The organism is Acidovorax sp. 100, assembly GCF_003688355.1.
Lineage (GTDB): Bacteria > Pseudomonadota > Gammaproteobacteria > Burkholderiales > Burkholderiaceae_C > Acidovorax > Acidovorax delafieldii.
This window is the reverse complement of sequence record NZ_REFD01000002.1, coordinates 91,161-116,472: the sequence shown is the minus strand read 5'-3', so window position 1 is coordinate 116,472 and position 25,312 is coordinate 91,161. Positions and strand designations below refer to the sequence as shown.

The window sequence follows — 25,312 nt, the reverse complement described above, 5'->3', positions numbered from 1 at the left end:
AAATCTTGCTCGCAGTGTATCGTAATGTTCGAAGAAACACGCCTTTTTGCTACCCAACCACGGCAAAAAGTTGCAAATAAGCTATCTTTCAGTTGTGGAAAACCCTAATAAAGAACTCTCTGATGCGATTGGGAAGCGTTTGCGTTTGTGGCGTCGGTCCGTCCATTTGACCCAGGATGACATGGCCCACAAGTTGTCAGTCAACAAGACGACCTATCGGAAATACGAGCTTGGAATGAGTGCTCCAGGCGCAGCAGTTCTTGCAGCCGCCTGCAATCATGGTGTCAACATCAATTGGCTCCTGACTGGACTAGAGCCAATGCTCTGGACTCTTGACGAGCCCCCTGACTGGGCCAAGGATGACGTGCTCGAAGAGTTATGCAGGACTCTGGAGAGGCTGCGCGTCCTGGACCCCTCAAAATACGAAATGCTGGCTCGCGGGTTCATCGCTCGCAGCGCTGAAGCAAGAGAGCACGCAGAACTCAAACGTGCTGCTGCAGCCCCTCATACCGTCGATCTACTCCCGCCCCCTACCCCATCGGGTTTCCAGGAGCTGTTGGACAGCCACATCATGGATCTACTGCCCGATGCGTCCAAGCCATTCAGCGACTTGCCACCGCCTGTCAGAACTGACGAAACGAACGACTAGGCGACGCACGCAACCTGAACTGCAAGCTGATGCGCCATCACACTGAAATAGCTGTGCTGGCGCCACAGGCTTCGATCACCGATCACATAGAGCCGCTTCTTGCCACGGGACACGGCAACGTTGAGCAGGTTCGGCTTGCTTGCAGCCCAAGCCTTGGCACCCGATGACTTCGGGTTTCCGCCCAAGATCAGGATCACGACATCAGCTTCTTTGCCTTGGGCCGTATGGACGGTGCCTACCTTACCGGCATCCAGATCGAAGACCCTGGCAATTCGGCGAAGTCGAGCGGCACAGTCCCTGAATGGGGAAATCAAAGCCACCTGGTCTTTCGCTACACCCCGCTCCAGCAGATCCCCGATCAGTGTTTGTAGGCACTGGCCCTCAGCATCCACCCAATGCCCTTCGCTGGTCGTAGCTTTCACGTCATACCATGCCGTAGCGGGCCACGGCACATCACCTCGGGCGGGCGTCCCGAAGACCATCAGGCCATCGTAGGCCACCTCATTGCTGATACGGAACATTTCGGGAGCGCATCGCCGATGGAGACGCAGTGGGCAACCGACCCACAGCCTGTCTCCCGGCACTGTTCCAAGGTAGGTGCCGAACCGTGAGGACAGATCCGCCAATCCCTGGGCCGAGTTCCAGCTTGGCATCCACGGCGTGTCCACCCCATAGTGGCGGGCAAGCTCTGACTCTATGCCCTCGGGTACGGTGACAACAGGCTCCAGTTGCAGGGGATCTCCCACTATGACAGTTCGACGCGCCCGCCACACTGCGCACGCAACGTGGGCAGCTTGGGCCTGCCCGCCCTCATCAACCAGCACATAGCCAATGGATTCACGGGGCGCCTTCGCAAACATTCGAGGGAAGGAGGCGAACGTGGCGGACACGACTGGAACTACCAGACAGAGCGATTCAAGCGCAGGGGCGACTAGGTTGCCGTCAACCCGTTTGCCCGCCAGCCAGTCACAGGCGATAGCCAAATTGGCCGCCATCTGTACGGGGTGCGCCTCGAAGAAAGCCCGATGAAGGTCAAGAGCCGCCAGGAACACTTCCTCGCGCGCTGCCAGCCATCTTGGTTCGCCCCAAGGCGTTACGTGCTCACGCTGCTCCTGGTCCATGTCAACATCAAGCCATGCGCCCCCGAGTTGATTCATCGCCCGACCAAGATCGCTCTCAAGTTCCGCCCGCAGAGTTCTGAGCTTTGAAGCATGGGCGGTCGCAGCGCCAACCCTCAAGTTGAGACGGGCTCCGCTGACACGCAGATCCAATATCAATCGCTCCAATTGGCTATATTGGTCACGCCATTGGGTCACCCAACTCCTCGCGATATCGAGATTCGTGACCAGACCCTCCCTGTCGGAACGCCACAAGGCTCTCGCCTTACCCAAGGTAGTCAGCGTGTGCCACAGGCCGGGAGCGAAGTCTTCATGCCGTGCCAGGGCATCTCTGGCATGTGATTCATGCTCCTCGGCCTTAGCAAGAGAACCATTGAGTTCAGACAGACGGATCTCAGCTTTTGAAAGCGAATCACGAGATTCGAATTGCTCCACTTCCGCATCTCGCAAACTGCACTCAGCCTGCTGTGCTTCTGACACGAGCTGGGCAATCTTTGCTGGCATTTCAGCGGCTTCAGACACCCGCTTGCGGCACGCGGCTTCATGCTTCAGTGCGGCCTTGAAACGGGCAACAGCGGTTCCCCAGTCAATGCGAGGTGCGATGTCACCACTCACAAGGCCGCGAAGGTGTTCGCGCATGGGTTGTGCTGCTGCACTCTCTTGCCTCTTGCTTCGCTGACCCCACCAGAAACGCGACACAAAGTCAGTGCGATTGCGTCTGTTGCCAAGGGGGGCGGCAAGAAGTCCCCATGCCGATTTACCGGCAACGATCTCAGCAAGCTCGGGGAAGTAACTTCCACGATCCGCAACTCTAGCTGGCACTGCGTCTCGCCCAGGCATTTCCAAGGTCACATTTTCTGCAGCACCGTTTCCGTTGGTGGCCACCACAATCGAGAATCCCCGCAGACTCTCGTGCAGTGGATAAAAGGGCGCCGCGATCTCACCGATCTTGACAATGCTCTTTGATCCAAACGCCTCGTCACCAAGCTTCATCAGGACGCTTGCACGCTCGGTGACAACCTCAGCAACGATGTCGCGCAGAAGTGTCGTTTTGCCCGTGCCTGGAGGGCCGTTCACAGAGAAGAGACCAGCATCATTCCTTAGCGACGAGAAAATGCTGTTCACCGCGAACTGCTGGCTAAATGCCAGTGCGTGGTCGGCGGGCCACCGGCCTTTCGGCATCTTTTTGGGCGACAGAGCTTCGGCAAGAAGATGGTTGTTCCCCTCCTCACGAACATCCACGCGGGCGCGGATTTTTGCCACCGCTCCACCGTCAAGAAACTGTCGCAGCCCCTTTCCGAAATCCCCACGCTCCACTGCTGCGGTGATCTTCTGCAGATCCGCTGCATAGAAGCTTGAAAGTCCCTCGGAAGATTCGTTTCTGTCCTGGGCCTGGTCTTTGCGGGCGCGCGTGGCACGTACACGGGCAATCGTGTTTGGATGAACTACGTGGTGCGGGATATTCAGGTACGAAGCGACCTTAATCACGAGCGCATGCAGCCACTGGCAGGAAGGTAGCTCCTGGTGTTCATGGAACCGTTCTACCTCATGAGCAAGCCACTGCGAGAGGCCCATGGAGATCACATTGAAACCTGTGAAGCCGCTTTGTGGATTCTGGACTTCACTTGATGGCTCTGGCAGATCATCGTGACCGCATTCACCGCCTTCTAGCAACTCGTCCAACGTTGCCCCATCACGCAACATGAAGCCAGAAGCCCATGCCGAGAGAGACAAGGAGAACGACTGCACAACCGGCATACCGGTGTGATCAAAGCGGAGGTCAAATAGTCGTGCAACTCCATCTCGCTTGTCGCCTTCTTCCTCATCCATATCGCGCGATAGCGCCTCGACAACAAGCGCCGAAAGTGCATGGGTCTCGTACAGTCCACATTGCGCGTCGTAGACCCAGACCATGTTGGCCTCTATAGGCTTTGCAAGGTGCTCTGGGTCTCTCCACGGGAATGAGTGGTCTATGGATTGCTTGATGCCATACACGGGGCAAGCAACGTCACTCGGATTGACGCGCAATGCGTCTTGCGGGGTCAGCGCCTCAATGGCTTGCCAAAATTCCAGTACGTTGCTATTCACTGTGTTCCCCCTCACCACACGCTCAAGGCGTGTCGATGGTGCCGCGACTCGTTTTGATTTGCTGCCCCACCATGAACCGTTGCTGCGAAAGGATGGGCGTGTGTGGGTTGGTTTTGGTGACAGTCACAAGGTCTAAACCCTGAGGACCATCGACCAGAACAAATACGGCCATCGCGTCAGAGAAATGCAGATAGACGCAGGACATGCCGTATCGCTGCTGATACTTCCTTGCAACCTCTGGCAGCAGATCTGCGCGAAGCAGTCCTTTGTGATTGAGCACCCCAGCTAAAGTGCGCCAGGCCTTGGTCCATCGAGCATCCGGTATCTTGGACAGGTCGTTTTCCGAGTACCGGTCGAGGCCTTCGCTGATTCTTCCAACCCAGCGGTGCATTGCGTGCCTGGTGATCTGGACGGGGCGATTGAGCAAGCCGCACTGCAGCTCCACTCGCGGAAACCTTGGCCCCAAAGAAAGAAGCATCTCAGGCTCTACAGCCTTAGGTTCTTCATCTTTCCAACGTTGCACCTCGTAGGTCGCTTCGAAATATTTGGTTGCCAAGAAGGTTGCTGCAGCTCCCACTGCGGCGCTCTCAGCCTTGCCAGTTCCGTGAACTTTCAGCGAACCCTTCAAAAGCGCCTTGCGAACAGCGCTGGATGAGAGGCATACCCGCATGTCCGTGCCGAGCCTGTTTTCGCCGTGGATTTCGCGAACTTCAAGCAAGTAGTGAAGGGCATGGATTTCCGCCAAGGCCGCGCGGTCGGAGGCATGAACCTCATTCACGCTCACCCGGAGGCTCCCCTGTACGGGGCGAGAGTTCGGGTTGGTCTTCCACTTCCAGCGTGTGATGAAGTCACCGCCCTCTACTGGATCTGTGCTGACTGCGAGAACTGACACTTTTATTCCTTGGTTTTATGAACGCCGATCTTGCCTACAAGTCGCGTCCACAGTGAGCTTGATTCCTTTGCCTGCAGTCGCTTGGCGATGGCATGCATTTTCGCGTTCGCATCGCGCAAGGCGTCTAGTTCACTCACCATCTTTTGAACCAGCAACGAAACCGACTCAACCTCCGTAGCGTCACCCTCGTCTTCTGTCGCTGCCAGATGCTCGTCCCTGGCCAGCTGTACCAACTCCGCAAAGGCCAAACGCTCGGATGGTTCCATGGATAGCGCGGCCGTCTTGAGCGACAGCAACAGTTCTCGCAGTCGGTTTGCACGCGCGGCGCGCTCCATGCGAGAGACCTTCTTGGCGCCAAAGATTTTTCTCAGGACGCTCTGTTCGCTCACTTGGCAAGCCTGGTTCTCGGTAGGGGCTCTCGTCATGTTTGCACTTTCGCTGGACCCCGTTTCATTGCGGGTAGTTGCATTGTAATTACTTTAGTTGCAATTGACAATTGCATTTATACAATTATCTAATGCACCAATTTCAGTTCACACTCTGCATGTAAAGAGTTCAATTTCTTGACTTGATGCCGCATTGCAACAGACAATTACACTTTCTCGATGGAGCAATTCACACATGTCATTCGCTGATGCTGTCCTCAAAAAATCACCAGCGGGAGGGAACCCACATCACTCCAACGAACCGTTGCACTTCATCTCGACGGGCGGGAACGACAAGAAGGCGGTGGAATACCTCAACGAACTCTTCCCTCGCGCAGCACGAGAGGGTGTGAGCGATGTGCATTTCGAGGACAGCGGAGACAACTGCTTCATCCGCTTTCGCAATCGAGGTGTCCTGGAGATCGTTGATGTGGTGAGCAGGCAACTGTCAGCGGACTTCAACGCGAAAATCCGAATGAAGTCCAAGATGTCGCTCGTGGAGCGGATGGCCCCGCTGGACGGCAAATTTGCCTTCGCTGTTGACGGCCGGGTGGTGGACGTGCGTGTAAGCGTGCTCCCGCTGGGCTCTGGCGAGTCAGTTGTTTGCCGTTTGCTTGATCAATCGGCCCATCTGGTCACTCTGGATGAGCTGCAAATGCCAGAGGACATCCGTTCAGCCATCCGGCATGTGATTTCGCAGCCGCAAGGACTCTTTTTAGTCACTGGGCCCACGGGCTCCGGCAAGACAACGACGCTCTACGGCATCCTCAAACAGATCAATTCCCCAGCCGTCAAGACTATGACGATTGAGGACCCGATTGAATTTCGCATCCAGGGGATCGTCCAGGCCGCAACAAACCTTAAGCTGACATTTGCACGGGCCTTGCGCGCCATGCTTCGCCAAGACCCGGATGTGATTCTGGTGGGCGAAATTCGCGATGAAGAAACGGCAGGCCTGGCCACCCAAGCGGCCTTGACTGGACACATTGTCCTTTCCACCTTGCACGCCAACTCCGCGACAGTGACCCTGAACCGGATGCTGGACTTGGAGGTGGACCCAAACGCTCTCTCAGCGGCCCTCGGAGGCTTTCTCGCCCAACGGCTTGTGAGGACTCTTTGCCCCCATTGCCGCCAGCAGCAGCCTCTCGACGGGTATATCCGCTCCCAAATCATTGAAGCCGGTGTTTCGGAGCAGGAAATCGACGCCATTGGCCTGATCTACACCAACAACCCATCGGGGTGCAGCCATTGCCATGACGGATGGCTCAGTCGTACCCCTGTGTTCGAAATCATCCTGGCGACCCCAGAAGTCCGCATTGCCGTCGAGCACGGCGATCTCAAAGCACTCAAGGCAGCAGCAGCCCTGCAGCCCCAGTACCGCACCCTGTCGCACGATGCCTACCGGCTCGTCGCGAAAGGGATCACCAGCGTCGGAGAGGCCATGGCCGTCACCGGCTCAGCCATGGTCGTGTCGGAAGACGCTACCGAATAGGAAACCCATGCAACGAAGAAACATCCTGTCTTTGCTGGCGGCAACAGCTGCAGCTCCCGCCCTCGCCCAATTGCGCAGCCAGGCGCCACAACCACAGGTCCCAGCGCCTGACGCGAAGCCCTATGACGTGCTTGCACAGCCCATTGCGGGTGATCGCAAGCGCGTTCGCCTACTCTTTGCCTACGACTGCCCTTTCTGCTTGCGGTATCACAACGGCCTCGTGAGCTGGGGTGCATCGTTGCCATCTGGCGTGACTTTTGATGCTTACCCCGTCATCCCTGACGGCGAAAACCCGAAGGTTGCGATGGCCGTGGTTGGACGCCTGATTGGCCAAGCCCTCGCTCCCAAGTCCCTGCCCGCCTTTGACTACGCCATGTACACGGCCATCCAGGGCGATCCCATGTCCAGCATTCTTCCCAGTTCGAAAATGACGATGGATGATGTACTGGACGCCCTGGTACAAGCTGGGGTCAACCAGCGCGAGATGCAGCAATTTCTGCGTACCAAGGGCAAGGGCATCGAGAAGAGACTTTCGGCGCACGTCAGCGCGATCAAAACCTACCAGTTGACCGCCACCCCCTCCGTGGCTATCGGCGGTCGCTATGTGGTCAATCCCGACCATTCACAGGGCAATCCCCAGCACATGCTGCTGCTTCTGAACGGCATTGTCAGCCGCGTTGTCCAAGGAGACACCCATGCGCTTTAACAAGCTGGCATCCCTGTTGGTCGCAAGCCTCTCGCTGTCCGTGGCGGTGGCCCAGACCACCCCCCTGTCGGACTACTTCAAGGGCTCCAACGGCAAGCCTGGAAAACTGCAGGCTCCTGCGGCCGAAGAGATCCCTCAGTGGCTCAAGGATTCGCGCAAACTCAACGACATGCTGGGCTCCGATGCCAAAGTCCGCATCGAAAACCCCAAAGTCGTACACAAGGTCAGCAAGGTGTTTGCAGGCCTCGATGCCTTTGTGGTGGAGGGAACGGAGTTCAGTGACGATCACCCTGACGGGAAGCAGCAGCTCTACTTCTTCTACTCAGACGCCGCTCAGGAATACCTGTTCGTTGGCATGGCCATCGACATGAAGCGCGGCCGAGATGTCAGCATGGATCTGGAACGCTATCTGCGTGGCCAACTCGCGGAAAGCCCTGCGAAGGCGCTGCGCCCCGAGGAGATGCACAGCATCGACATGCCAGGTGGGAAGACCAACGCCCCACCCCTCACATTTGTGGTCGATCTGGGGCCGCAAGCTGGGAGGGACAGCTTCCTGAATGTGGTGCAGATGCACAGGTCGCTCATGGCGTCTGGTGACAACCCGCGCACGGTCAAGTTCATCATGGTGACCAATGCCAAGAACGAGTTGTCTGGCGCTGCAATGGCGATTGCCTATGGCTCTCACGCCGCGAGTGGCGATGGGATTGCGCGCCTGGTGGAGTTCGCTCGGGCTGGCGAGAAGACTGCCTGGCTCCAACCCCGCAAACTGGGGAACGACGCCGGCACCAAGCAGATGCTGGGGACTGGCATCTTCAAGCTGGACACAAACTCGACCCAAGCCCTCTTGGCCAAGCTGGACACCCTGCCCCTGATCTACATCGGTTCCGGTGGGAAGACCAGGAACGTCCCGGTGCCACTTTCAGCACCGGAGTGGAAAAAACTGCTGACGAGCAAGTAAGTTTGTCGGACAAAAAAAAGCGCCATCAAATGGCGCTTTTTCTTTGGGCGAGAGGACAGGGTGATTGAGGGGTCTCTGCCACCCATGAAACCTGAGCACCGTAGCTCATGGCCTCTTCTTTCACTAGATCAATGGCACCCCCATTGCTTCTGTGTATCTCATACCAATGGTTTATCAATCGCGCTACGTTAGAAGGGTCTGTCAGCTTAAAGATGCCTACGTCAATGCCTGAGGCCTCGCATAGCAATTCAATGGCGGACCATTCGAAAAGAATCTGCCCATCCGATCCCCACCGTAGCTGCAGATCCGCAAAGGACAGGCTTGGAGGGATTCGAAACGAGAGATCAAGATGGTTTCCTGATTCGATCATGCTATGAATTGTCGTGCATACAAACCAATTTGTAATCAGTTGTATTACTTAGTTGATAAATATGATGCAGCATGCCCTCCTTAATGATGAATTAAGGAACTTGTGGCAAAAAAAACCGCCCTCTCGGGCGGCTAAGCCTCAAATAGAGGCGGGAGGGTCGGAGGAAACTTGAGTATCGGACTAGATGATATTTTTCAACAAGTAAAAAAGTCCGCGATGCGAACCCTTGCTCACTTGGCCTGTAAAGCTGCCAGGAGATCCTTGGCAGGCATATAGCCCGAAAAGGCCTTGCCATTGTCTGCAACGATGTGGGGGGTGCCTTTGAGGCCCACTTGGTTGGCCACCTTGGACATCTGGACCAATTCCTGCGCGGCCTTGCAGTCAGCGCCCGACGCATTCTTGTGTGGAGCGTCCATGAAACCGTCCATGGTCTGGCGAGGATCTGCAGAACAGAGCACTTCTTGCAGCTGACGGCTAGTCAGAGTTCCGTTGCCAGAGCGGGCGTAGGGGGCGTACTGAACGGTAATGCCCAGGTCGTTCAAGCTGGCCACCTCGGAATGGAGGCGCTTGCAAAACGGGCATGAAGGGTCCGTGAAAACGGTGATGGTGTGCTTGGCCTTGCCTTTCGCCGGATACACGATCAACGCATCCTTGCTGATGCTGCCCATGGCCTTGACCCGCTGATCCGTCAAGGCGTCCTCACTCAGGTTACGGCGTTCTTGGACGTTGAACATGGTCCCTTGAATCATGTAGACGCCATCAGGGGTGACATACGCCACATCCCCACCCGACACCAGCTCCCAGAGGCCTGGGATGTGGGCAGGTTTGATCGAGTCGATGACCAAACCCGGCATCGACTTGCGCAGCTTCGCGGAAAGAGCATCCACATCCGACTTCGACGCCACTTGGGGAGCACGCTCCCCTGAGGCATGAGCAGGAAGCGCAGTCACAGAGAGAGTGGCCACGGCCAGTGCTGCGGATGCAAGGATGATTCTGAATTGCTTGATGATTGTCATTTAATTAGCGGTTGTTAATTGTTTGTCTATTGCAATGTTAGTTGCATTTGAATTGCATTTCAATACGTTTCAATTAGCTTTTTGAAGTGGTTGGCCGTGATGGAATTTGGAGATAGGGCCTGATGAGGTCTATGGTGCGATCAGCGGTCCGAAGCTTGGCCAGGAGATCCTTGGTCGTGAAATTCACGGTCAGCAGGGTGCCGTGTTGAGGAATCAAGGCTTCGACTACGAAACGCCCGATGTCGAAAAGGACGGTTGCATCAGTGGCCTCGCTTTCACCATCACGGATGAAGATGGGTGGAGTGATCGCCGCGTACCGACCAGTAAGGCTTGAAATCAAGGGCTGGACGTTCTTGTTCCGCCATCCACGGTCGATGGACAAGGACACAAGTTGTGCTTTCTCATCGGGGCCGAAGTCGAGGTTGATCATGGAGCAACCGTCGATTCCGAGCAGGCCCTGTTTGCTTGAGGTAGCCAGATTGATGAAAGCGCCTCCAGTCTCAACCGAATGTCCGTCAGTCACCATGACATAGCCCTGGTGAGAGCTGATCAGAGATTGGATAGGAGAACGCACCTGCGTCTTCTTGGTCTCGGCAATACTGAGCCATGGAAAGACTGGCAGTGACGGAATCAGCATCTTTTGCTGCTCTGTCATTCCGCCACCGCGAACACCGTTTGCTTGCTGAGCGTTTGCAAGGGACTGAACCGCCGCGATCCCCGCAAGCAGCACAAATACTCGGCGGCTAAAGCCGATCTGATCCATAGAAATTACCTCGTTCACTTGATCTCTTCGGCGAAACCAAGGCCCGTGCCACCCTCCATGCGGGCTCCGAAGCGACCGATGGATGTAGCCTCCAGGCCTGGTTGCGCTGTGGACCCGTCATACAGGATCGTCAGGCTCTTCAGCGAGATCGAGGAACGGCCCAGCGTGAACGGGATGTCGTAGCTGCGGGTCGCATTGATCACCACACCCTTCGATTCGATACCCAGGCGCAGGACGTGCGCTCCATCGGCCAAGGCTGGGTCCAGGACGTAGCTGAAGCTGCGGTAGGTGGCGCTACCCGTGATCGGCACTGCGGATGCTGTGCCGGCATCCACTGCACCCGAGCCTGTGGCACCTTCAAGGCACTCCCAACGCTCGATAAGGCCATTGATGGCCGACATGTCGGCATTGAGGCTGGCGCCGATCAGGCGGGCCGCACGGCAGGCAGGAACGAATCCCGTATCGCTCGCTTCGCTCTGGCTCACCACGTTGTTGATCATGGTCTTGACCGTGTAGGTGTAGGTCGTTCCCCGATTCGGCGGTATGTCGATGAACTCCACCGCTCCAATCCCCGTCACGGGAGTTAGCTCCAGCGAGTCTCGGAATAACCTGTATCGAATGGAGCTACCCGTTGCAACTGGGGGCCACTCGATACGAACATCGTTTTCTCGCGTCCCATCCGTCGCGGCCACGGACGGAGGTGATTGCACAGGCAGAGTGAAAGCGGGGCTGATGAATTCCAGAGGATTCAGGAGATTGAAGCCGCCCGGTGGAATTGCTCGTGCAACGGCAACGAGAGGCGTTGCATAGAGCTGGGAATATTCGAGACTGTTGACATTCCATACGCCATCGGCGTCCACTTCTTGTGTTGAACCCACGGCTGTTGACGATGAGGCAATACGCACAGACCCCGTAAATGCACCGCTCACCGCAGCATCGAACGGCCCTGCGTTCTGAGAGAGTTTTGCTTGAACTGCGGGGGACATGGCCTTGATGCCACTGGCCGTAACCACCAGCCCTCCTGGTGCTGATGCCCACTGGATAGGGAGCAGAACTTCCTTTCGTTGTGAGGCTGCAGCAGGATCAGCGTAGGCAACGCGGACTGTCGCATCCCATGCTTGCCATGCAGCAGGCCTGTTCAACAAAACGTTTGTGGCAATGCTGAGCTTTGAAGGCTGACCCGATATCACACCATTCAACGCAGGCATCAACATACTTCTGCTGGGCAACAGCTCCACATACGCTTTGAGCTTGCCAGCGAAAGCTCCAAGATCTACGGTAACGGTCGCAAACTCTCCCGTCGCGCGGTTCACAACAAACCCCGGCTTTGACGAATCACCGAAGGTACCGAAAGTTGGCGTCAGCGTGACTATCGGCATGGGGAGTTGCTGGTACGCCACCGACGAAGTGGCGCATACCGAGGATGAAAACACACTGTTAGCAACCGAGGCCTTGAGATTGATCTTTGCCTCACCTTCAGATAAATGGGTTGCAACAGGGAAAGTTGCCACCCATTTGGACCCGTTGAAGCTCATCGGGTAATCAACCCCGTTGCCCTCGCCCTGAATGTCGCCCCATGCGCGAAGTGTGGCGCTCTCTACGGAGTCATCGCCTACCAAGGAGGCTGTGATGGAGCCGTTGGCGTTAAATGTGGTCTCAACGTCCGTGGCAATAGAAGCGCACGTTGGAATGCCGTAAACGACCACCGCGACCTTAGTGGAGGGTGATCCGTAGCCAGTACCGTTCTTCTGCATGATCCGCTGAAGGGTGTAGGTACCCGCGACCGATGGCGCAGTCGCAGTCATGGAGCTTGTGACCTGTGCATTCAGTGAGGTAGTTCCGGCGAATGGAGTGAAGGGCACATTCCACTGGATCGCCCCATCGGCAGCGAAGTGCCCGGTGCCGTACATCGTTCCAGTCCAGGTCTCAGAACCCACGTTCTTCCACACCTGCTGGAAGGTGAAGCTTTGGCCAACACCAATCTTCGATGGAATGCCGCTCTGAGAGACAAACAAAGGACCCAGTACAGGACGAATAGAGCCTGCCTCCACAGGGCTCCAATCGGATACGCCCACGGGGTTTTCCGCCCTAACCTGAAATTCAAAGATGCTGTCGTCCGAAAGCCCAGTCCAGTTGTAGCTGGTACCGGCGGAAACCGTGAGATCTGTCCAGGTTGAAGCGCCCTGCTTACGTTGTTGCAAACGGTAGGTGCTAGCGCCACTTGCCGCACCCCAGTTGATGTTGATGCTGGAAGTGTTGGCCGCGTCGGTGGCAAAGAGACCAATTGGGGTTGCCAGGGAAGCTGAACACACTGGGCTAGAGACAGACCAACCAGATGCAGTGCAGGAAGCGGACGCAGATCCCGTTGCGCCTGCTGATGAGTTGGTCAGCGACAAGGCACCTCCAGTGCTTGTGGCGGGCACTGTGGCTGTACAGAAGTTGGATGCCCCCCAGCCAAGAGTCGTTGCACTACAACCTGGCGCCGGTACCTCAGTGAGAACTGCATACATCACTGTCGCACGGAGCAGGGACGGCGAGGACGTATAGGCGCCGGTCTTGAACGTGTTGCTGCTGTCGCATGGCTTTGACGACGCATCAGCGAGCGAAACCGTTGACCAGCGGAAGCAGTAGTAGGTACTCCAAGCAGACCCACCACCAATGCTGAATGAGCTGATGTAGGGCTCAAGGCGAATGCCGTCTGTGGCATTCAAGGAACCACTGCCCGTTGCTCCACTCGCGACCTTGAAGGTTGTTCCAGAAGCCCCACCACCGAATACCGGACCATCGTTGGTGAGCGTGACTTGAGCTTCGCGCGGTGTTTCGTTTTTGAGATACCCATACATCGTCGCGGAATGGGCCAACGGCGCAAACAGAACGATCAGACTTAGCAGGAAACCACAAACATGCTTATACATAGACATCCTCAGTTCAGTCGATGACGAGACAGCCGTGGATTGATTCGAAAGACCATGTGAATGCCGACCGCTGTTGCAACTGATTTCAGTCATGTTCAAAGGCATTCCTTCATCTCGATAGGGAATGTGCGAAGACTGATCGTAGGCAATGCAGGCCCTGAAAACACCCCCAAAAAGCAAGCAAAATCCTCACGTTTCAAAGTTCGTGAATCGGATTGGCACCAAATGCGTTGCTGCGCAGCCTGACCGATGTTTGACGCCGCCCAGGTGCTCGAAACAACGCCACTGCTGCAAGCTTGCGAAGGAGCAAGCTGGACGAGAGGCAAAAAAAAACTGGCCCTTGGGGGGGCCAGCTATTAGGTGATGGTGTTATGCCGACCTGACCTGCAAGATAGGCCTGGCTGAATAGTGAATGTCACTTGATCTCTTCGGCGAAGCCAAGGCCCGTGCCACCCTCCATGCGGGCTCCGAAGCGACCGATGGATGTAGCCTCCAGGCCTGGTTGCGCTGTGGACCCGTCATACAGGATCGTCAGGCTCTTCAGCGAGATCGAGGAACGGCCCAGCGTGAACGGGATGTCGTAGCTGCGGGTCGCATTGATCACCACACCCTTCGATTCGATACCCAGGCGCAGGACGTGCGCTCCATCGGCCAAGGCTGGGTCCAGGACGTAGCTGAAGCTGCGGTAGGTGGCGCTACCCGTGATCGGCACTGCGGATGCTGTGCCGGCATCCACTGCACCCGAGCCTGTGGCACCTTCAAGGCACTCCCAACGCTCGATAAGGCCATTGATGGCCGACATGTCGGCATTGAGGCTGGCGCCGATCAGGCGGGCCGCACGGCAGGCAGGAACGAATCCCGTATCGCTCGCTTCGCTCTGGCTCACCACGTTGTTGATCATGGTCTTGACCGTGTAGGTGTAGGTCGTTCCCCGATTCGGCGGTATGTCGATGAACTCGATACCGGAAATACCCGTCGCGGGCGTGACCTCTGCTGCGTCCCGAAAGACACGATATCGAATGGCGCTACCAGTCGCTACGGCTGGCCAAATCACCTGCACATCGTTCTCACGATTTCCATCTGTTGCTGCAACCGTCAATGGGGCCTGAACGGGCAATCCGAACGCGGGACTGACAAATTCGAGCGGATTGAAGAGCGTGATTCCGGCAGGGGGGACGGCTCTGGCGACAGCAACAAGTTGGGCGGCATACAGCTGGGCGTAATCCAGGTTACCGATAGTCCAAGTGCCATCAGATGAGACATCTTGTGAGGCCCCAACAGTACCTGCGTTCGGGGCCAGCCTGAGGTAGCCATTGAAGGCACCATGAAGACTAGAACTGAAGCCGCCACCGGAGGGTGCAATCGACGCACTCACCGTGGGGGTCGAAGCTTTGATTCCCGATGCCGTCACCGTCAGCCCTGCGGGGGCGACCGTCCAAGCAATGGGCACAACGACTACTTTTCCTTGGGCTGCTGCGGCTGGATCAGCATAGGAAACGCGGATAGAAGCGTTCACCTGCTGCCAAGATGATGGAGTTGCGTTCAGGGTGGACGAAGCCATGAGGACTGAAGTTTGCTGGCCCGCATTGATGCCGTTCAAAGCAACATTCAGCAGACCATCCGCAGGGTCAAGCACTTCAACGCGGGCCTTGAGACTGCCGGAGAAGGCACCAAGATCGACGTTGATTTTCGCGAACTCCCCACCAGCTCGATTAACCACGAAGCCTTGGCGGGCAGCGTCTCCAAAAGTGCCGAATGTGGGTGTCAATGTGACCGCAGGCAACGGAAGCTGCTGATATACGAGAGTTGACGTGGCGCAAACACTCGATGCGAAAACACTGTTCGATACCGATGCCTTGAGGTTGATCTTCACCTCGTCAGGTGAAAGATGTGGGGCAACAGGGAAGGTGGCAACCCAGTTAGTACCGTTGAAGCTCAATGGGTAATCGACACCATTGGACTCACCTTTGATCTCACCCCAAACTCGAAGCACAGCCGTCTCGACTGACGAAGCACCTGCGAGGGTAGCGGTGACAGTACCTGTGGGATTGAAAGTCGTGGACACATCGGTATTTACCGCCGTGCATTTGGGTGTGTCATACACAACCACCGTAGCAGCAGTGGACGGAACGCCATAGCTTGTTCCACTTTTCTGCATGACACGTTGCAGCGTGTAGGTGCCAGCTGAAGCTGGCGCCGTGCCGGTCATTGTTGTCGTTACCTGGGCACTTGTTGCAGTAGAACCAGTGAACGAGGTAAAGCCGATGCCCCATTGGATTGCGCCGTTCGCAGCGTGATGGGATGTCCCATATGCGGTGCCCGTCCAAGTCTCTGAACCGGTGTTTTTCCAGACCTGCGAGAAAGTAAAGGTTTGCCCAACACCAATCTTCGAAGGGATGCCGGTTTGTGAAACAAAAACGGGGGCAAGAGCAGGCCTGATGTAGCCAGTCTCGATAGCACTCCATGCCGAGGCCCCTACTGAATTCTCGGCCCGAACTTGAAACTCAAAAATACTTTCGTCTGTGCGGCCAGTCCAGTTATAACTTGTTGCTGAAGATGCAACCAGATCAGTCCATGCAGAGGTCCCCTGCTTTCTCTGTTGTAAGCGATATGTTCCAGCGCCCTGAACGGCTCCCCAATTGATATTAATGCTTCCAGTATTTGCACCATCGGTAGCAAAGAGACCAACAGGTACCGTTAGGTTAGCAGTGCATGTTGAGCTACTAATAGTCCAAGTTCCAGCAGAACAGGAAGCGACAGCGGACCCGTTGGCACCGGCAACGGAGTTTGTCAAACTCACCGAGCCACCGGAAGTGGTTGCCACGGGCACAGCAGAACAGAAATTTCCAGCTCCCCAGTTCACAGCTGACGCTGGACATTGAGCTGGAGCAGAGGTCCTTATTTCAACGTTCGCCCCACCCCCAATCCACACGCCATAAACACCATTCCCGTATGGTAGAGGGCCATAGTTATTCTCATAACCACTATCATCAACCGATACCGGCTCGACAGTGATAGGGCTATTATTTTTAACAAAATACTCACCAGCGTAGTCCCCACTGAAGGTAACCGTTTGATAGGGAGCTACAGCAACATTTGAATTTTTTGCCACCATTTGGCATGTTTGACATGCCATATTGTAGAAGGTGACGGTGATGTCTGCCCCGGTCTTGTTAATTACTTTTGTCACAAATGCGGCATTAGCACTCAGCGAACAGAGCATCAATGTCACAGCGAAGCATAACCGCGCCAAAAAATTGCCCATCATTACACCTACGAAAGTTTTATAGCTACGGGGGATAGACGGTCTATTAACGAACTCACATCTCATTCAGAAAGCGGTAAGCATTAATATCACCCCTTTGATGAGCTGCCAGGAAAAAGCGACGTGCTTCTTCCTTATCAATTTGGGCCCCTTTTCCATTTGCCAGCATCCACGCGTAAGCTGTCATGGATTCAACATGACCTCCAAGCGCTGCTTTGTGATACCAGTGAATAGCCGCCACATCGTCCTGGACACCGTGTATGCCCCGCGCGAAGTAGTAACCTATTGCAGCCATTGCATCGACTTGGCCCTCTTTTGCTGCCAAGTAATACCAGGTGTAGGCTAACTTGGTGTCTTTGGAAAGGCCGATCCCGCCTTTATCAAACTGCTCTGCGATGATGAATTTCACCCGAGAAACTGACCGATCTAATCCCATTTCGATCAGGGTGCGGGCTTCATCCTGCCTGCCTGCCAAGAGAAACTTCTCAATCAGCAACACAAGGGCATCGGGGTTGCCACAGTCGATAGCTCGCTTCGCCCAAAACTCGCCATCCTTCCTGTGACCCCGCTCAAAGAAGTCCATAGCGGTCCGGTACATCGCTACAGGATCACTATCTTGAGCGCCCATCCAATTCAGATGACGTTTCATGAATGAGCTTTGCTTAACCCCCCGCCCCTTCTGGTACATCTCCGACAGAAACCGGTTAGCACCACCACTACCCTCTTTTGAGAGCGGGTACATGAGAGCAAAAGCGTCTTTCGACCGGTTCTGGTCAAGGAGTTGGTTAGCCTGGTCAACCTGTGCCTGGCTCAGGTTGGGTGAGCAGGCGTGAGCCGCACCTGTTCCAAGCAGGAACACCGCTGAAACCGCCAGCAGTCGGCGAATCACCTCTGCTCGAACAGCCTTGGTCTTGTCCATTCTTCTGACTCATCTGAAAATGAAGATGAGAAGATGGTAGGAAGACCGACCCCCGCAAACACCCCTAAAAAGCAAGCAAAAACCGAACGTTTCGATCTAGTTGCACGAATTGCAATTGAATTGCAATTGACAATTAATTTAATAATCGCTATAATACAATCAATCAAATAAAGGATCGAAAATGGAACTGCTGATCGTCATTGGTGTTGTGCTTGTTATCGGCTTTTTTATCAAGAAGTCCCAAGGTGGCGCAAGTCAGCCTCATCCAACTGAGGCTGACTCTGAGATTCAAGTTTTTAAGGATCTGGACGCCAACGGAAAAATTCGTGATGTTGGCGACCTGAATCTCTAACGCTTTGGGGAGGGAGTTTTTGCTCCGGGCGAGCTTTTCTCACTCCCACCACGATTTGCAGTCGAAGGCTTCGACAAAGTAGGTTGGGATGAGTTGGTCGGCGCAGGTGCATGACCTCCACCAGATGGCGTCAGGTTGATACCACCATCAATTCCGAGCTTCGGCAGTCCACCCTCGGCACCGCCTTGCATTACCACGGTAGTGCTAGACCCACCCGCCGCATTCGACGCCGAACCTCCAGCCGATTTCGATGCATCTCCCACCATACTGACGGCTCTATCAACGACGCCCTGTGACGAGATGCCAGCCGCCTTTGCTGCCTCCCCCACCATTCCTGCGGCCTTGTCAACTGAACCACCGCCGCTGTTACCGCTATTGCTGTTAGAAAACCATTGCATGGCGCCGTCAGCAGCCTTCTGACCTTCCTTCGCGGCCCCGTCTATCAGACTCGGCAGAGTCTTTGCTGGAACAACGCCACCGGTACCTTCAGCTCCCATAACTCCATTGTTCTTTCCTTCTTCTGGGGAACCAAAGAGCTTATGGTTGATGCTTGTGTTGTTCCCAGCCCCAAATTGTGAGATGTCGTGAGCTTGGGGCGCACCAGATTGATTTCGCAAACCTTGTTCTGTTGCATTCACCAACGGCTGCATATCCAATAGCTTTCCAGATTCACGCTTGTTATTGTTTTCGGCATTTTCTTGGGCTTTCGCCCCTGCAGCCGCAACTGCAGCGAGACCACCTTGAGCGCTTGCATTGAGGCCTTCAGCTCGTTTCTTGTTGGCTGCAATATCAGCATCGACCGTTTTGCCGAATGAGTTTGTTGCAGCGGGATTCAGTTTCGATTCAGCACCGCTAACGGCATTGGCAACATCACCATTTATTTTCTTGCCCATGTCGGCGATATTAGAAGCAACTTCTGAAACCTTATCCAGGCCATTTTTGACGGCTTTCAAACCGGCAGTCATATCGGCGCCACCAGCCGCCTTTGAAAGCTCTGCCATTCCAAGCTGCGCAGAGATTTTCTGTTGAGGTGTGGATGCACTGGCAGACATATCGGACAGGGTTGACCAGGCTGCGGCCATTGCCACCTGGTCACGACTGAGGCCTATGGAAGAACCCATGGCATCGGAGGCCTTCATTTTCTGAGCTGCAGCATCCGTAAACGCCGCCTTTTGATCGGGCGTTAGAGATTGCAGCGCAATGCTCGCAACTCGATCCAAAGCGACGCCATCGTTACCGGTTGAGGAACCAAACCTATTGCCGACCTGCGAAGCCCAGTTGGTGACCACATCACCTCCCTTAGCTTCTTGGCCTACCTGTGAACCCGCTGTTTGTCCGGCTTGAGTGACTGCTTTATCCGTTTTGTCGAGTGCTTCCGCTTGTGATGCAATCTTCGAAAACGTGTCTTGCAAACTTTTGGCTTTGCTTGCAGTGTTGCCGTACTCGGAGCCGTTCGTACCGGAAACACCAGAACTGGCGGTAGAACCAGAAGAAACACTTGTCCCTTCCGTCGTACCAGTTGATTTGTCGTTGCGCATTCCCTTTCCGTTACCGGCACGAACTTCTTGATTTACAGCTTCATTAACTGCGCCTGCAATAGATGCTGAGGCCTTGGCCCCTGTTCCAAGAACTTCAAAACCAGCGCTGCCTTCAAGGCCAACTCTTGCCGCAGCGGACTGACCCTTTGTATTTGACTGGGATGCACCCACGTCGAACGACCCATATTGAGTTGTCAATGTGCCCGTCTTGGCGTCAAAAGAAGATGTGACACCAGCAGCGGTCATACGTTGTGCCAGCTGAGACCCGCCCATTTTTTGAGCCGCGCTCTGAACAGTCTGGGCGAGTTCGGAATAGGCTTGTTGGGCCTGCGTTTGCATCTGTTTGCGGACAGCCGCACTTTGCTCACTCTGGAGACTTGCTCCACTTTGCACAGCACCGCTCGCACTCAATGAAGGCAAACTTGGATAGGCTGCGCCACCATCCCCGGACATACCCACCGCAGATGAGGTCATACCCCCCGCCATCGCGGCCTGGCCACCGTAAATCGCGTGCTTCATGCCCGCGCCGGGTATGCCACCCTTTGCCCCAGGATTCATCACATCCGAGCCACCTCCACCGCCACCACCGCCGCCCTTGAGCACACCGGACGCATCACCCTTGCCAGATGGCATTGCCTTCGACACCATGCCCGAGAGCGCGAACATGCTCCCCGTCATGATGGCAAACATCAGGTAGGGGGCCTGCTGGATCATGTTGGACGCGGCAATTGTCGAGGTGTAAGCATGCCGCATGAAAAATGCCATGTACTCCGGCGTCATGGCCACCGGGCTTGAGATATTGCGGATCTCGCCTTGGTACCAGGACATGACAATGGCCATCATCGGAATCCAGCTTTGCGTCCACAGCCCGAAGAGAGCGTATGAACCAGCCACCTTTAGGCCACCAGCAGGATTGGCAGCAACCACAAACATCACAATCGGGGTGGATGCGATGAAGACGAAAAACAGGATGTCCATGAACTTGGGCGCGGTGGTGCTCACCAGCATGCTCTGGTGCGCTTCTGTTTTCGCCCACTCGAACAGACTCGAATCGCGACGTAATGTGATGGCCTGATCAATCGGCGCGCTGGCGCTGTACTTCATCGTGTCGGCCAGCGAATACAGCGTGACATTCGCAAATGCCAGCGAATCCATCTTGGAGTTGGAATCGCGGAGCTTGTTGATGTCATTCAGTGCCTCATCCCAGGTGCGCTCTGTGTTGTCCTGCGCGCGCGCGATGGAGTTGTAGCGCTTGATCTCGGACCGATTCGCAAGGCCATTCATCGCTTTGGAGATGGTTCCTGTACCAGCTCGTTCAGCCTCAGCTACAGCACGGAGATGAGCAGCAGCCTCTGGGCATGAGGCAACCCGGCCCCCTCCCCCACCGGGAATGTAGGGATTGGTCGAGTCATAGATGACCACTTGGGCTTGAAGTGTCATCGTGTCAGCGAATGCACCCAGCACATCGGATTTGACGCGGAAATCCATTGTGGACAGTTCACGGCCTGCGCAGAAACGAGCCGCCAGGCGCATCGTTTCCACGAGGTTCTGATCGACACAAGACATCGGGTCCGATGGGCACATGGTGATGGCCATCAATGCCCTGGCTGGCGTAAATGGGTGCGAGCCGCCACTGATCGATAGGTAATCCCCATCGACGTTGACCATCACAGCCTCAATCTTGTTCGTCATATAGAGCGCAAAAGCACCGGCAATAGAAGCTGGCAGCGCAATCGCATACGGAACGTCATCCACCACCCTTGGCGGGGCGGCATTGTCGAACTGCTCGACAGTGACGGTCGTTTTGGGCATGAACATTGCCCACACGACAAGGAGCTGGACCAGCATCACATCCAGCCGAAGCCCATTACGGGTGACCCCTTGTGCGAGGATGAAGAGCAACGACAACATCAAGCCTGTCTTGATGGCTGAGCCGACCCATCCATCCTGGCCAAAAAACATGGCCATGGACTGAAGAGCTGCCCCAACGGTAGCGGGGTCGGAGACCGTATAAATGGTGAACGCCATATCGATACCGACTTAACGCTGATTGTTTGAGGAGCGGAGAGGCGAAACGGTCAGCGTCTGCGACTGCTGAATGACCTTGTATGCTCCATCGATCATGTCCATCACATCCCGTGATTGGGGACGCATGGCCGTGAGCTGGGCCGTCATGATCTCGATCTGCTTCTTGAAATCCTCGGGGGTATCGACCTCGGTTTGATTCGTGAACGTGTTGGCCGCAATGTTCAACAACTCCATCGCGATGATGTATTCAAAATACTTCGGGAGTTGTTGCGAAAGGACCAGACCAAGCGTCTGTGCAGCACCGGGCGTCTTTTGCAGCTCCATCAGCATGAGCAGGATGGGCATTGGGATGACTGCAATCATCTGACGTGCCCGCACTGAAAGATTGCTGCCGTTCTCGTTGATGGCCTGTTTGTGGATGAAGGAGCCGATCAGCGAGTCAGACGTGTAGGCCGCAGAGTTATAGGCCTCAGTGGTACCAAAGAGCGCCAAGTTCACGATGTCCTCGACACCCCCCCACTCTGCCAACGTCATCTTGGAGGACACGACGCGCGTGCATCCCTCGTTGTAGTTGGAGCAGCGCCACATACCCACACCCTGGGGGCTTGCAGATCGAGCACGAAGGAGCTTGTCCCAGTGCGATACAGCCGATCCAATTACCAGTGGCTTGTTGTCGCATCGCTCACTGGACGCCCCGGCAGTGCATTCACCGTCAGAGGCTTCTTTGCTGCGAACGACCACCGTACCGAAAATCGACTGCACCATCTCAGTGACTTCCCGCGAGGACATGAAGGCGCGCAGAGTGTTATTGCCCGAGTCCATCGTCTGCTGGGCAGCTCGCCACACCATGTTGCCAAGAACGGGGTTGCTTTTCGCCGTATTTGCGTCACCACCCGTGGCAGTCTGTGTCGGACGCTCGGACTGGGATTTGTTGGTAGCTGCGGTCGCGTCAGCGCTGCGATTGGCCGAAACGCTGAGCGCTTCACCGATCTTTCGACCATGCTCCATCATCTTGTCGGCCGTCTGCGTCAACGAAGCCATCGAAATGGCGCAGGTGTTTTTCGCCAACGCATTCAGATCCCGGATCGCCTCTTCCAGCGTTTCAAGAATAGCGCCACAAGGACTGCACATCGCCTGAATCGCTAGCTTGATGGCGTAGCCCACAGCATTCGCTGCGATGGCCCGAATCAGCTGCTCGAACTGCGCACCGTTGATAAACGAAAACGATCCAAAGAAGATGTCCACGCCGCCACATCCGGCATCAATCTTCGGCGCGGCAAACTGGACAATCTCAAATGAACGACCTGGCGAACGGAGCGACAGAGAACCACCGTAAAAGCCGCGCAGACGCTGAGTGTTGATGGACTGGGCTTCGGTGCCAGAGGTCAAGAACATCTCGCCTAAAGCGTCTTTCAGTCCCGCTTGAGCATCGCGAGGGGTGAAGACCCCGGCCAACAGCGCCGCCGACAGCACCATGTTGACGGTACCGACATACCACTTCTTCAAAGGGTTCATTTTCATCATCAATACCTCTGCTCGATTCGTTTCTGCGCACCGGGAGTCAGCGCGCCCTTGTCTTTCGCCATTTCAGAGCCCAAGCTCTTGATGTCATCCGGGGTCAAGATGCCGCGCTCTTCTGGGAATGCGTTCTTGCGTTCTTGACCGGTAATCAGTCCCGCTGCATCACCTGCGACCAAAAGGCGTTCCTCCAGCAGATCCTGTGAAAGCAGCCCCTGAGTGAGAACAGTGATCTTTGCTGGCGGGACCACCAACGCAACAGCGGGACGAATGCCAATCCGAAGCGTTTTTGACTGGCCTGCATCCTTGAGCACAGGCGCGTTGCCCATCAACCAGCTCGGCCGGTTTCCGTCTGGAGTGATGTAGAACACTTCGAAATCGAGTTCCTTCGCCATCCGAGCAACGATGGGGTACTGCATCGCGCAAAAGGGACACTGGTCGTCTAGGAACACCCACAGCCCCGCCTTCTTGTTCATTGCGCGAGTGGCCTTGCGCTTGCTCTCAAAGGTCCACCCCTGGAAGCTACCCCGCATGCCAGAGCTAAAGGGTGATCGCACGGATTCATCCAACAGGGGGTCGAGCAGCGACTGCTTCTGAAACTGCCGGGTGAAGTTGCTCGCCTTGTCGAGCATCACGCGCGTCGCATAGCGGTAATTCCGCACGTTGTCTTCCGAGGGGTCATCGATGGCAGTGTTGATGACACTCAAATACTCCTGCTGAAACCACTTCACGCTAAGAGGCTCAATCTCTGGCGGCTTCTGATCTTTCGGGGCCTCCAGCTTGATGATGGACGGCATCGGAGGTGCCTTCTTCGGCGGCTCTTTCTTCTCTTCTTTGGGAGCTTCTGGTTCGCGCTCGTACCAGAACCAGCCCTCCTCTTGAGCCTTGTAGATGTTGTCGTTGCGCACAGGGGTGCGCTGCTGCGCGACTGCCGTGCCGAGCAACGCCACCGCCAAAATCGGCAACAGGACGCGTCGAATGCTCAGTCCATGCATAGATCGGAATACTCCAGTTCGTGTTTGGTCGTGGTGGCGTTCTTCATGCCCCCTTCCACCGCCTCTTCAAGACGCTTTTCCTTGTCAGCCGGCATTGCCTTGATGCGTTGGCGCATCGCCCCTTCGAAATCGGTGGTCTCGGTTACTCCACCGAGGCGTGCTGCCATGCGCTTTGAGAGACGCCAGTGGTACTGCGCTGTGAAGTTCTCTTCGTCGGGGAACCAGCGGGAAGCATGGAGGTCGCCAGTCAGCATCATGATTTCCGGCGACTGCCACTTCCACCGGTTGGACATCATTCGCACCTCATGCAGCGCAACGGCACGCTCACCTTCAGATAGCTTCGAAAGGGATTGAGTGAGGAGCCTCATGTAGTGGTAGGCACCCGGAATGTAGGCATTCCGCGCTGAGGCGCGATAGTGGAGAAAGGCCTGCTTCTCATCGACCTTGCCCGTGGCCCCGGTTTCCTTGAGCAAGCCAGCCAGGTAGTGAGACTGGGCACCAACTGCTCCACGGGAGATGAACGAGGAGGCTCCAGACCTGTTCAGCAACCCAACGATCCGTTGTGCAAGTTGGGGATTCACACCATCGGTAGCTGACTGGTACAGCATCAAGGCTGCATTCCATCCAGCTTCAGGAGACTTCTGCGCGCGTTCGTACATCCTCAGGGCCATACCCTCATCCTTCGGGTAGCCGTAGAGTCCCCTGCGCGCCACGTCGCCACGCGCACGAAGCATCAATGCATCACCAATCTTCAGTTTCGCGAGGACCTGTTCAACCGACTTCTTTTTGGCCTCGGCGTTGGCTTTGGTTGTGGGCTCATTGGACTTGGCCAGGTGAATGCAGACGGAGATACGGTTGTTGTCCTTCGCGGATTCCTGTACCGCTTGGACAACACCTTCAGAACCCATCGAGGGCAGGCACACCAAAGCAGTGATTGCCACTACCGAAAAACGAAATTTGCTCTTCATCGAAATTTCCCCCCGTTCCGAGGTGCGACAGCTTCAATGCGCTTTTCACCTGGGGGTGGGATCAAAACCTTTGTGGCCTGCGCTAAAGCGAAATCCCGCGTCGCTTCTTCCTGATCTGGCGTGGTGGACCTGGGTTTCTGGACCGCTGTTTCGGCCAGGGCTGAACGCTTGGTATCTGCACCAGTGTCAAAACCTTTTTTGCCCTTGTTCTTCGCGATGGGTTTGTTACCCTTCTCCTCGGCCACTGCGATGAAGATGACAACGACAACAATCAAGACAGCGCCCCACGCTACCCATTGATGCAAGCTACCTGACCCCATACGTGCCACACTCTCCG

At 55.8% G+C, this 25,312-nt stretch carries 18 protein-coding genes; 5 read left to right on the top strand and 13 right to left on the bottom strand.

What is annotated here, in order from left to right:
* Positions 1-46: 46 nt before the first annotated feature.
* Positions 47-649 (top strand): helix-turn-helix domain-containing protein, encoded by a 603-nt coding sequence (locus tag C8C96_RS24080; protein WP_121944244.1) that lies wholly within the window; start codon positions 47-49, stop codon positions 647-649.
* On the opposite strand, the gene C8C96_RS24075 is transcribed toward C8C96_RS24080, so the two are convergent.
* The 3 genes from C8C96_RS24075 to C8C96_RS24065 are packed head-to-tail and all read right to left on the bottom strand — an operon-like array spanning position 646 to position 5,136.
* Positions 646-3,855 carry a DEAD/DEAH box helicase gene (locus C8C96_RS24075; RefSeq protein ID WP_147455735.1) on the bottom strand — a complete coding sequence of 1,070 codons (3,210 nt, stop codon included), beginning with the start codon at positions 3,853-3,855 and terminating at the stop codon, positions 646-648. The two genes, C8C96_RS24080 and C8C96_RS24075, sit on opposite strands and share 4 nt — an antisense overlap.
* A 22-nt stretch (positions 3,856-3,877) precedes the next feature.
* On the bottom strand, positions 3,878-4,747 hold the full coding sequence (locus tag C8C96_RS24070) for a hypothetical protein (protein WP_121944242.1): 870 nt from the start codon (positions 4,745-4,747) through the stop codon (positions 3,878-3,880).
* A gap of 2 nt (positions 4,748-4,749) precedes the next feature.
* Positions 4,750-5,136, bottom strand: a complete 387-nt coding sequence (locus C8C96_RS24065; protein WP_147455733.1) for a hypothetical protein — start codon at positions 5,134-5,136, stop codon at positions 4,750-4,752.
* 232 nt (positions 5,137-5,368) lie between these two features.
* Here C8C96_RS24065 and C8C96_RS24060 point away from each other — a divergent pair, with 232 nt between their 5' ends.
* Genes C8C96_RS24060 through C8C96_RS24050 form a run of 3 tightly spaced genes read left to right on the top strand, consistent with a single transcriptional unit; the run spans position 5,369 to position 8,328 of the window.
* Entirely contained in the window at positions 5,369-6,664 is a 1,296-nt protein-coding gene (locus tag C8C96_RS24060) for a GspE/PulE family protein (protein WP_121944240.1), read from the top strand.
* 7 nt (positions 6,665-6,671) lie between these two features.
* Positions 6,672-7,370 carry a hypothetical protein gene (locus C8C96_RS24055; RefSeq protein WP_147455732.1) on the top strand — a complete coding sequence of 233 codons (699 nt, stop codon included), beginning with the start codon at positions 6,672-6,674 and terminating at the stop codon, positions 7,368-7,370.
* A complete protein-coding gene (locus tag C8C96_RS24050; RefSeq protein WP_121944238.1) occupies positions 7,360-8,328 on the top strand; it encodes a hypothetical protein in 969 nt (322 codons plus the stop codon). Before C8C96_RS24055 ends, C8C96_RS24050 begins: the two co-directional genes overlap by 11 nt.
* A gap of 600 nt (positions 8,329-8,928) precedes the next feature.
* On the opposite strand, the gene C8C96_RS24045 is transcribed toward C8C96_RS24050, so the two are convergent.
* The 5 genes from C8C96_RS24045 to C8C96_RS24020 form a co-directional block, all read right to left on the bottom strand.
* Positions 8,929-9,714, bottom strand: coding sequence for a DsbC family protein (locus C8C96_RS24045; protein WP_121944237.1), 786 nt, complete (start codon positions 9,712-9,714; stop codon positions 8,929-8,931).
* 73 nt (positions 9,715-9,787) lie between these two features.
* Positions 9,788-10,477: a hypothetical protein gene (locus C8C96_RS24040; RefSeq protein WP_147455731.1), complete on the bottom strand. Its 690-nt coding sequence runs from the start codon at positions 10,475-10,477 to the stop codon at positions 9,788-9,790.
* Between the two features lie 14 nt (positions 10,478-10,491).
* Positions 10,492-13,392, bottom strand: a complete 2,901-nt coding sequence (locus C8C96_RS24035) for a fibronectin type III domain-containing protein (RefSeq protein ID WP_158605799.1) — start codon at positions 13,390-13,392, stop codon at positions 10,492-10,494.
* Positions 13,393-13,807: 415 nt separating this feature from the next.
* Complete coding sequence (locus tag C8C96_RS24765) at positions 13,808-16,657, bottom strand: fibronectin type III domain-containing protein (RefSeq protein ID WP_147455730.1); 2,850 nt, start codon at positions 16,655-16,657, stop codon at positions 13,808-13,810.
* A 55-nt stretch (positions 16,658-16,712) separates the two neighbouring features.
* Positions 16,713-17,576 (bottom strand): tetratricopeptide repeat protein, encoded by an 864-nt coding sequence (locus C8C96_RS24020; RefSeq protein WP_121944232.1) that lies wholly within the window; start codon positions 17,574-17,576, stop codon positions 16,713-16,715.
* Between the two features lie 181 nt (positions 17,577-17,757).
* On the opposite strand from C8C96_RS24020, the gene C8C96_RS24940 reads away from it, so the two are divergent.
* Complete coding sequence (locus C8C96_RS24940; RefSeq protein ID WP_158605798.1) at positions 17,758-17,928, top strand: hypothetical protein; 171 nt, start codon at positions 17,758-17,760, stop codon at positions 17,926-17,928.
* On the opposite strand, the gene C8C96_RS24015 is transcribed toward C8C96_RS24940, so the two are convergent.
* From C8C96_RS24015 to C8C96_RS24760, 5 genes are read right to left on the bottom strand one after another with little or no spacing between them, the layout of a single operon-like run.
* Positions 17,925-21,494: a conjugal transfer protein TraG N-terminal domain-containing protein gene (locus C8C96_RS24015; protein ID WP_121944231.1), complete on the bottom strand. Its 3,570-nt coding sequence runs from the start codon at positions 21,492-21,494 to the stop codon at positions 17,925-17,927. The genes C8C96_RS24940 and C8C96_RS24015 overlap by 4 nt on opposite strands.
* A 12-nt stretch (positions 21,495-21,506) precedes the next feature.
* On the bottom strand, positions 21,507-23,015 hold the full coding sequence (locus tag C8C96_RS24010) for a conjugal transfer protein TraH (RefSeq protein WP_158605797.1): 1,509 nt from the start codon (positions 23,013-23,015) through the stop codon (positions 21,507-21,509).
* Between the two features lie 2 nt (positions 23,016-23,017).
* Positions 23,018-24,007: a conjugal transfer protein TraF gene (traF, locus tag C8C96_RS24005; protein WP_121944229.1), complete on the bottom strand. Its 990-nt coding sequence runs from the start codon at positions 24,005-24,007 to the stop codon at positions 23,018-23,020.
* Positions 23,995-24,975: a hypothetical protein gene (locus tag C8C96_RS24000; protein WP_121944228.1), complete on the bottom strand. Its 981-nt coding sequence runs from the start codon at positions 24,973-24,975 to the stop codon at positions 23,995-23,997. Before C8C96_RS24000 ends, traF begins: the two co-directional genes overlap by 13 nt.
* On the bottom strand, positions 24,972-25,250 hold the full coding sequence (locus C8C96_RS24760) for a hypothetical protein (protein ID WP_147455729.1): 279 nt from the start codon (positions 25,248-25,250) through the stop codon (positions 24,972-24,974). The genes C8C96_RS24000 and C8C96_RS24760 overlap by 4 nt, the downstream gene beginning before the upstream one ends.
* Between the last annotated feature and the right edge of the window lie 62 nt (positions 25,251-25,312).

What these genes read in the sequence shown, in the direction of transcription:
- C8C96_RS24060 (WP_121944240.1), top strand. Translation starts at nt 5,369, where the DNA reads ATGTCATTCGCTGATGCTGTCCTCAAAAAATCACCAGCGGGAGGGAAC.
- C8C96_RS24055 (WP_147455732.1), top strand. Translation starts at nt 6,672, where the DNA reads ATGCAACGAAGAAACATCCTGTCTTTGCTGGCGGCAACAGCTGCAGCT.
- C8C96_RS24050 (WP_121944238.1), top strand. Translation starts at nt 7,360, where the DNA reads ATGCGCTTTAACAAGCTGGCATCCCTGTTGGTCGCAAGCCTCTCGCTG.
- C8C96_RS24045 (WP_121944237.1), bottom strand. Translation starts at nt 9,714, where the DNA reads ATGACAATCATCAAGCAATTCAGAATCATCCTTGCATCCGCAGCACTG.
- C8C96_RS24040 (WP_147455731.1), bottom strand. Translation starts at nt 10,477, where the DNA reads ATGGATCAGATCGGCTTTAGCCGCCGAGTATTTGTGCTGCTTGCGGGG.
- C8C96_RS24035 (WP_158605799.1), bottom strand. Translation starts at nt 13,392, where the DNA reads ATGTATAAGCATGTTTGTGGTTTCCTGCTAAGTCTGATCGTTCTGTTT.
- C8C96_RS24765 (WP_147455730.1), bottom strand. Translation starts at nt 16,657, where the DNA reads ATGGGCAATTTTTTGGCGCGGTTATGCTTCGCTGTGACATTGATGCTC.
- C8C96_RS24020 (WP_121944232.1), bottom strand. Translation starts at nt 17,576, where the DNA reads ATGGACAAGACCAAGGCTGTTCGAGCAGAGGTGATTCGCCGACTGCTG.
- C8C96_RS24940 (WP_158605798.1), top strand. Translation starts at nt 17,758, where the DNA reads ATGGAACTGCTGATCGTCATTGGTGTTGTGCTTGTTATCGGCTTTTTT.
- C8C96_RS24015 (WP_121944231.1), bottom strand. Translation starts at nt 21,494, where the DNA reads ATGGCGTTCACCATTTATACGGTCTCCGACCCCGCTACCGTTGGGGCA.
- C8C96_RS24010 (WP_158605797.1), bottom strand. Translation starts at nt 23,015, where the DNA reads ATGAAAATGAACCCTTTGAAGAAGTGGTATGTCGGTACCGTCAACATG.
- traF (WP_121944229.1), bottom strand. Translation starts at nt 24,007, where the DNA reads ATGCATGGACTGAGCATTCGACGCGTCCTGTTGCCGATTTTGGCGGTG.
- C8C96_RS24000 (WP_121944228.1), bottom strand. Translation starts at nt 24,975, where the DNA reads ATGAAGAGCAAATTTCGTTTTTCGGTAGTGGCAATCACTGCTTTGGTG.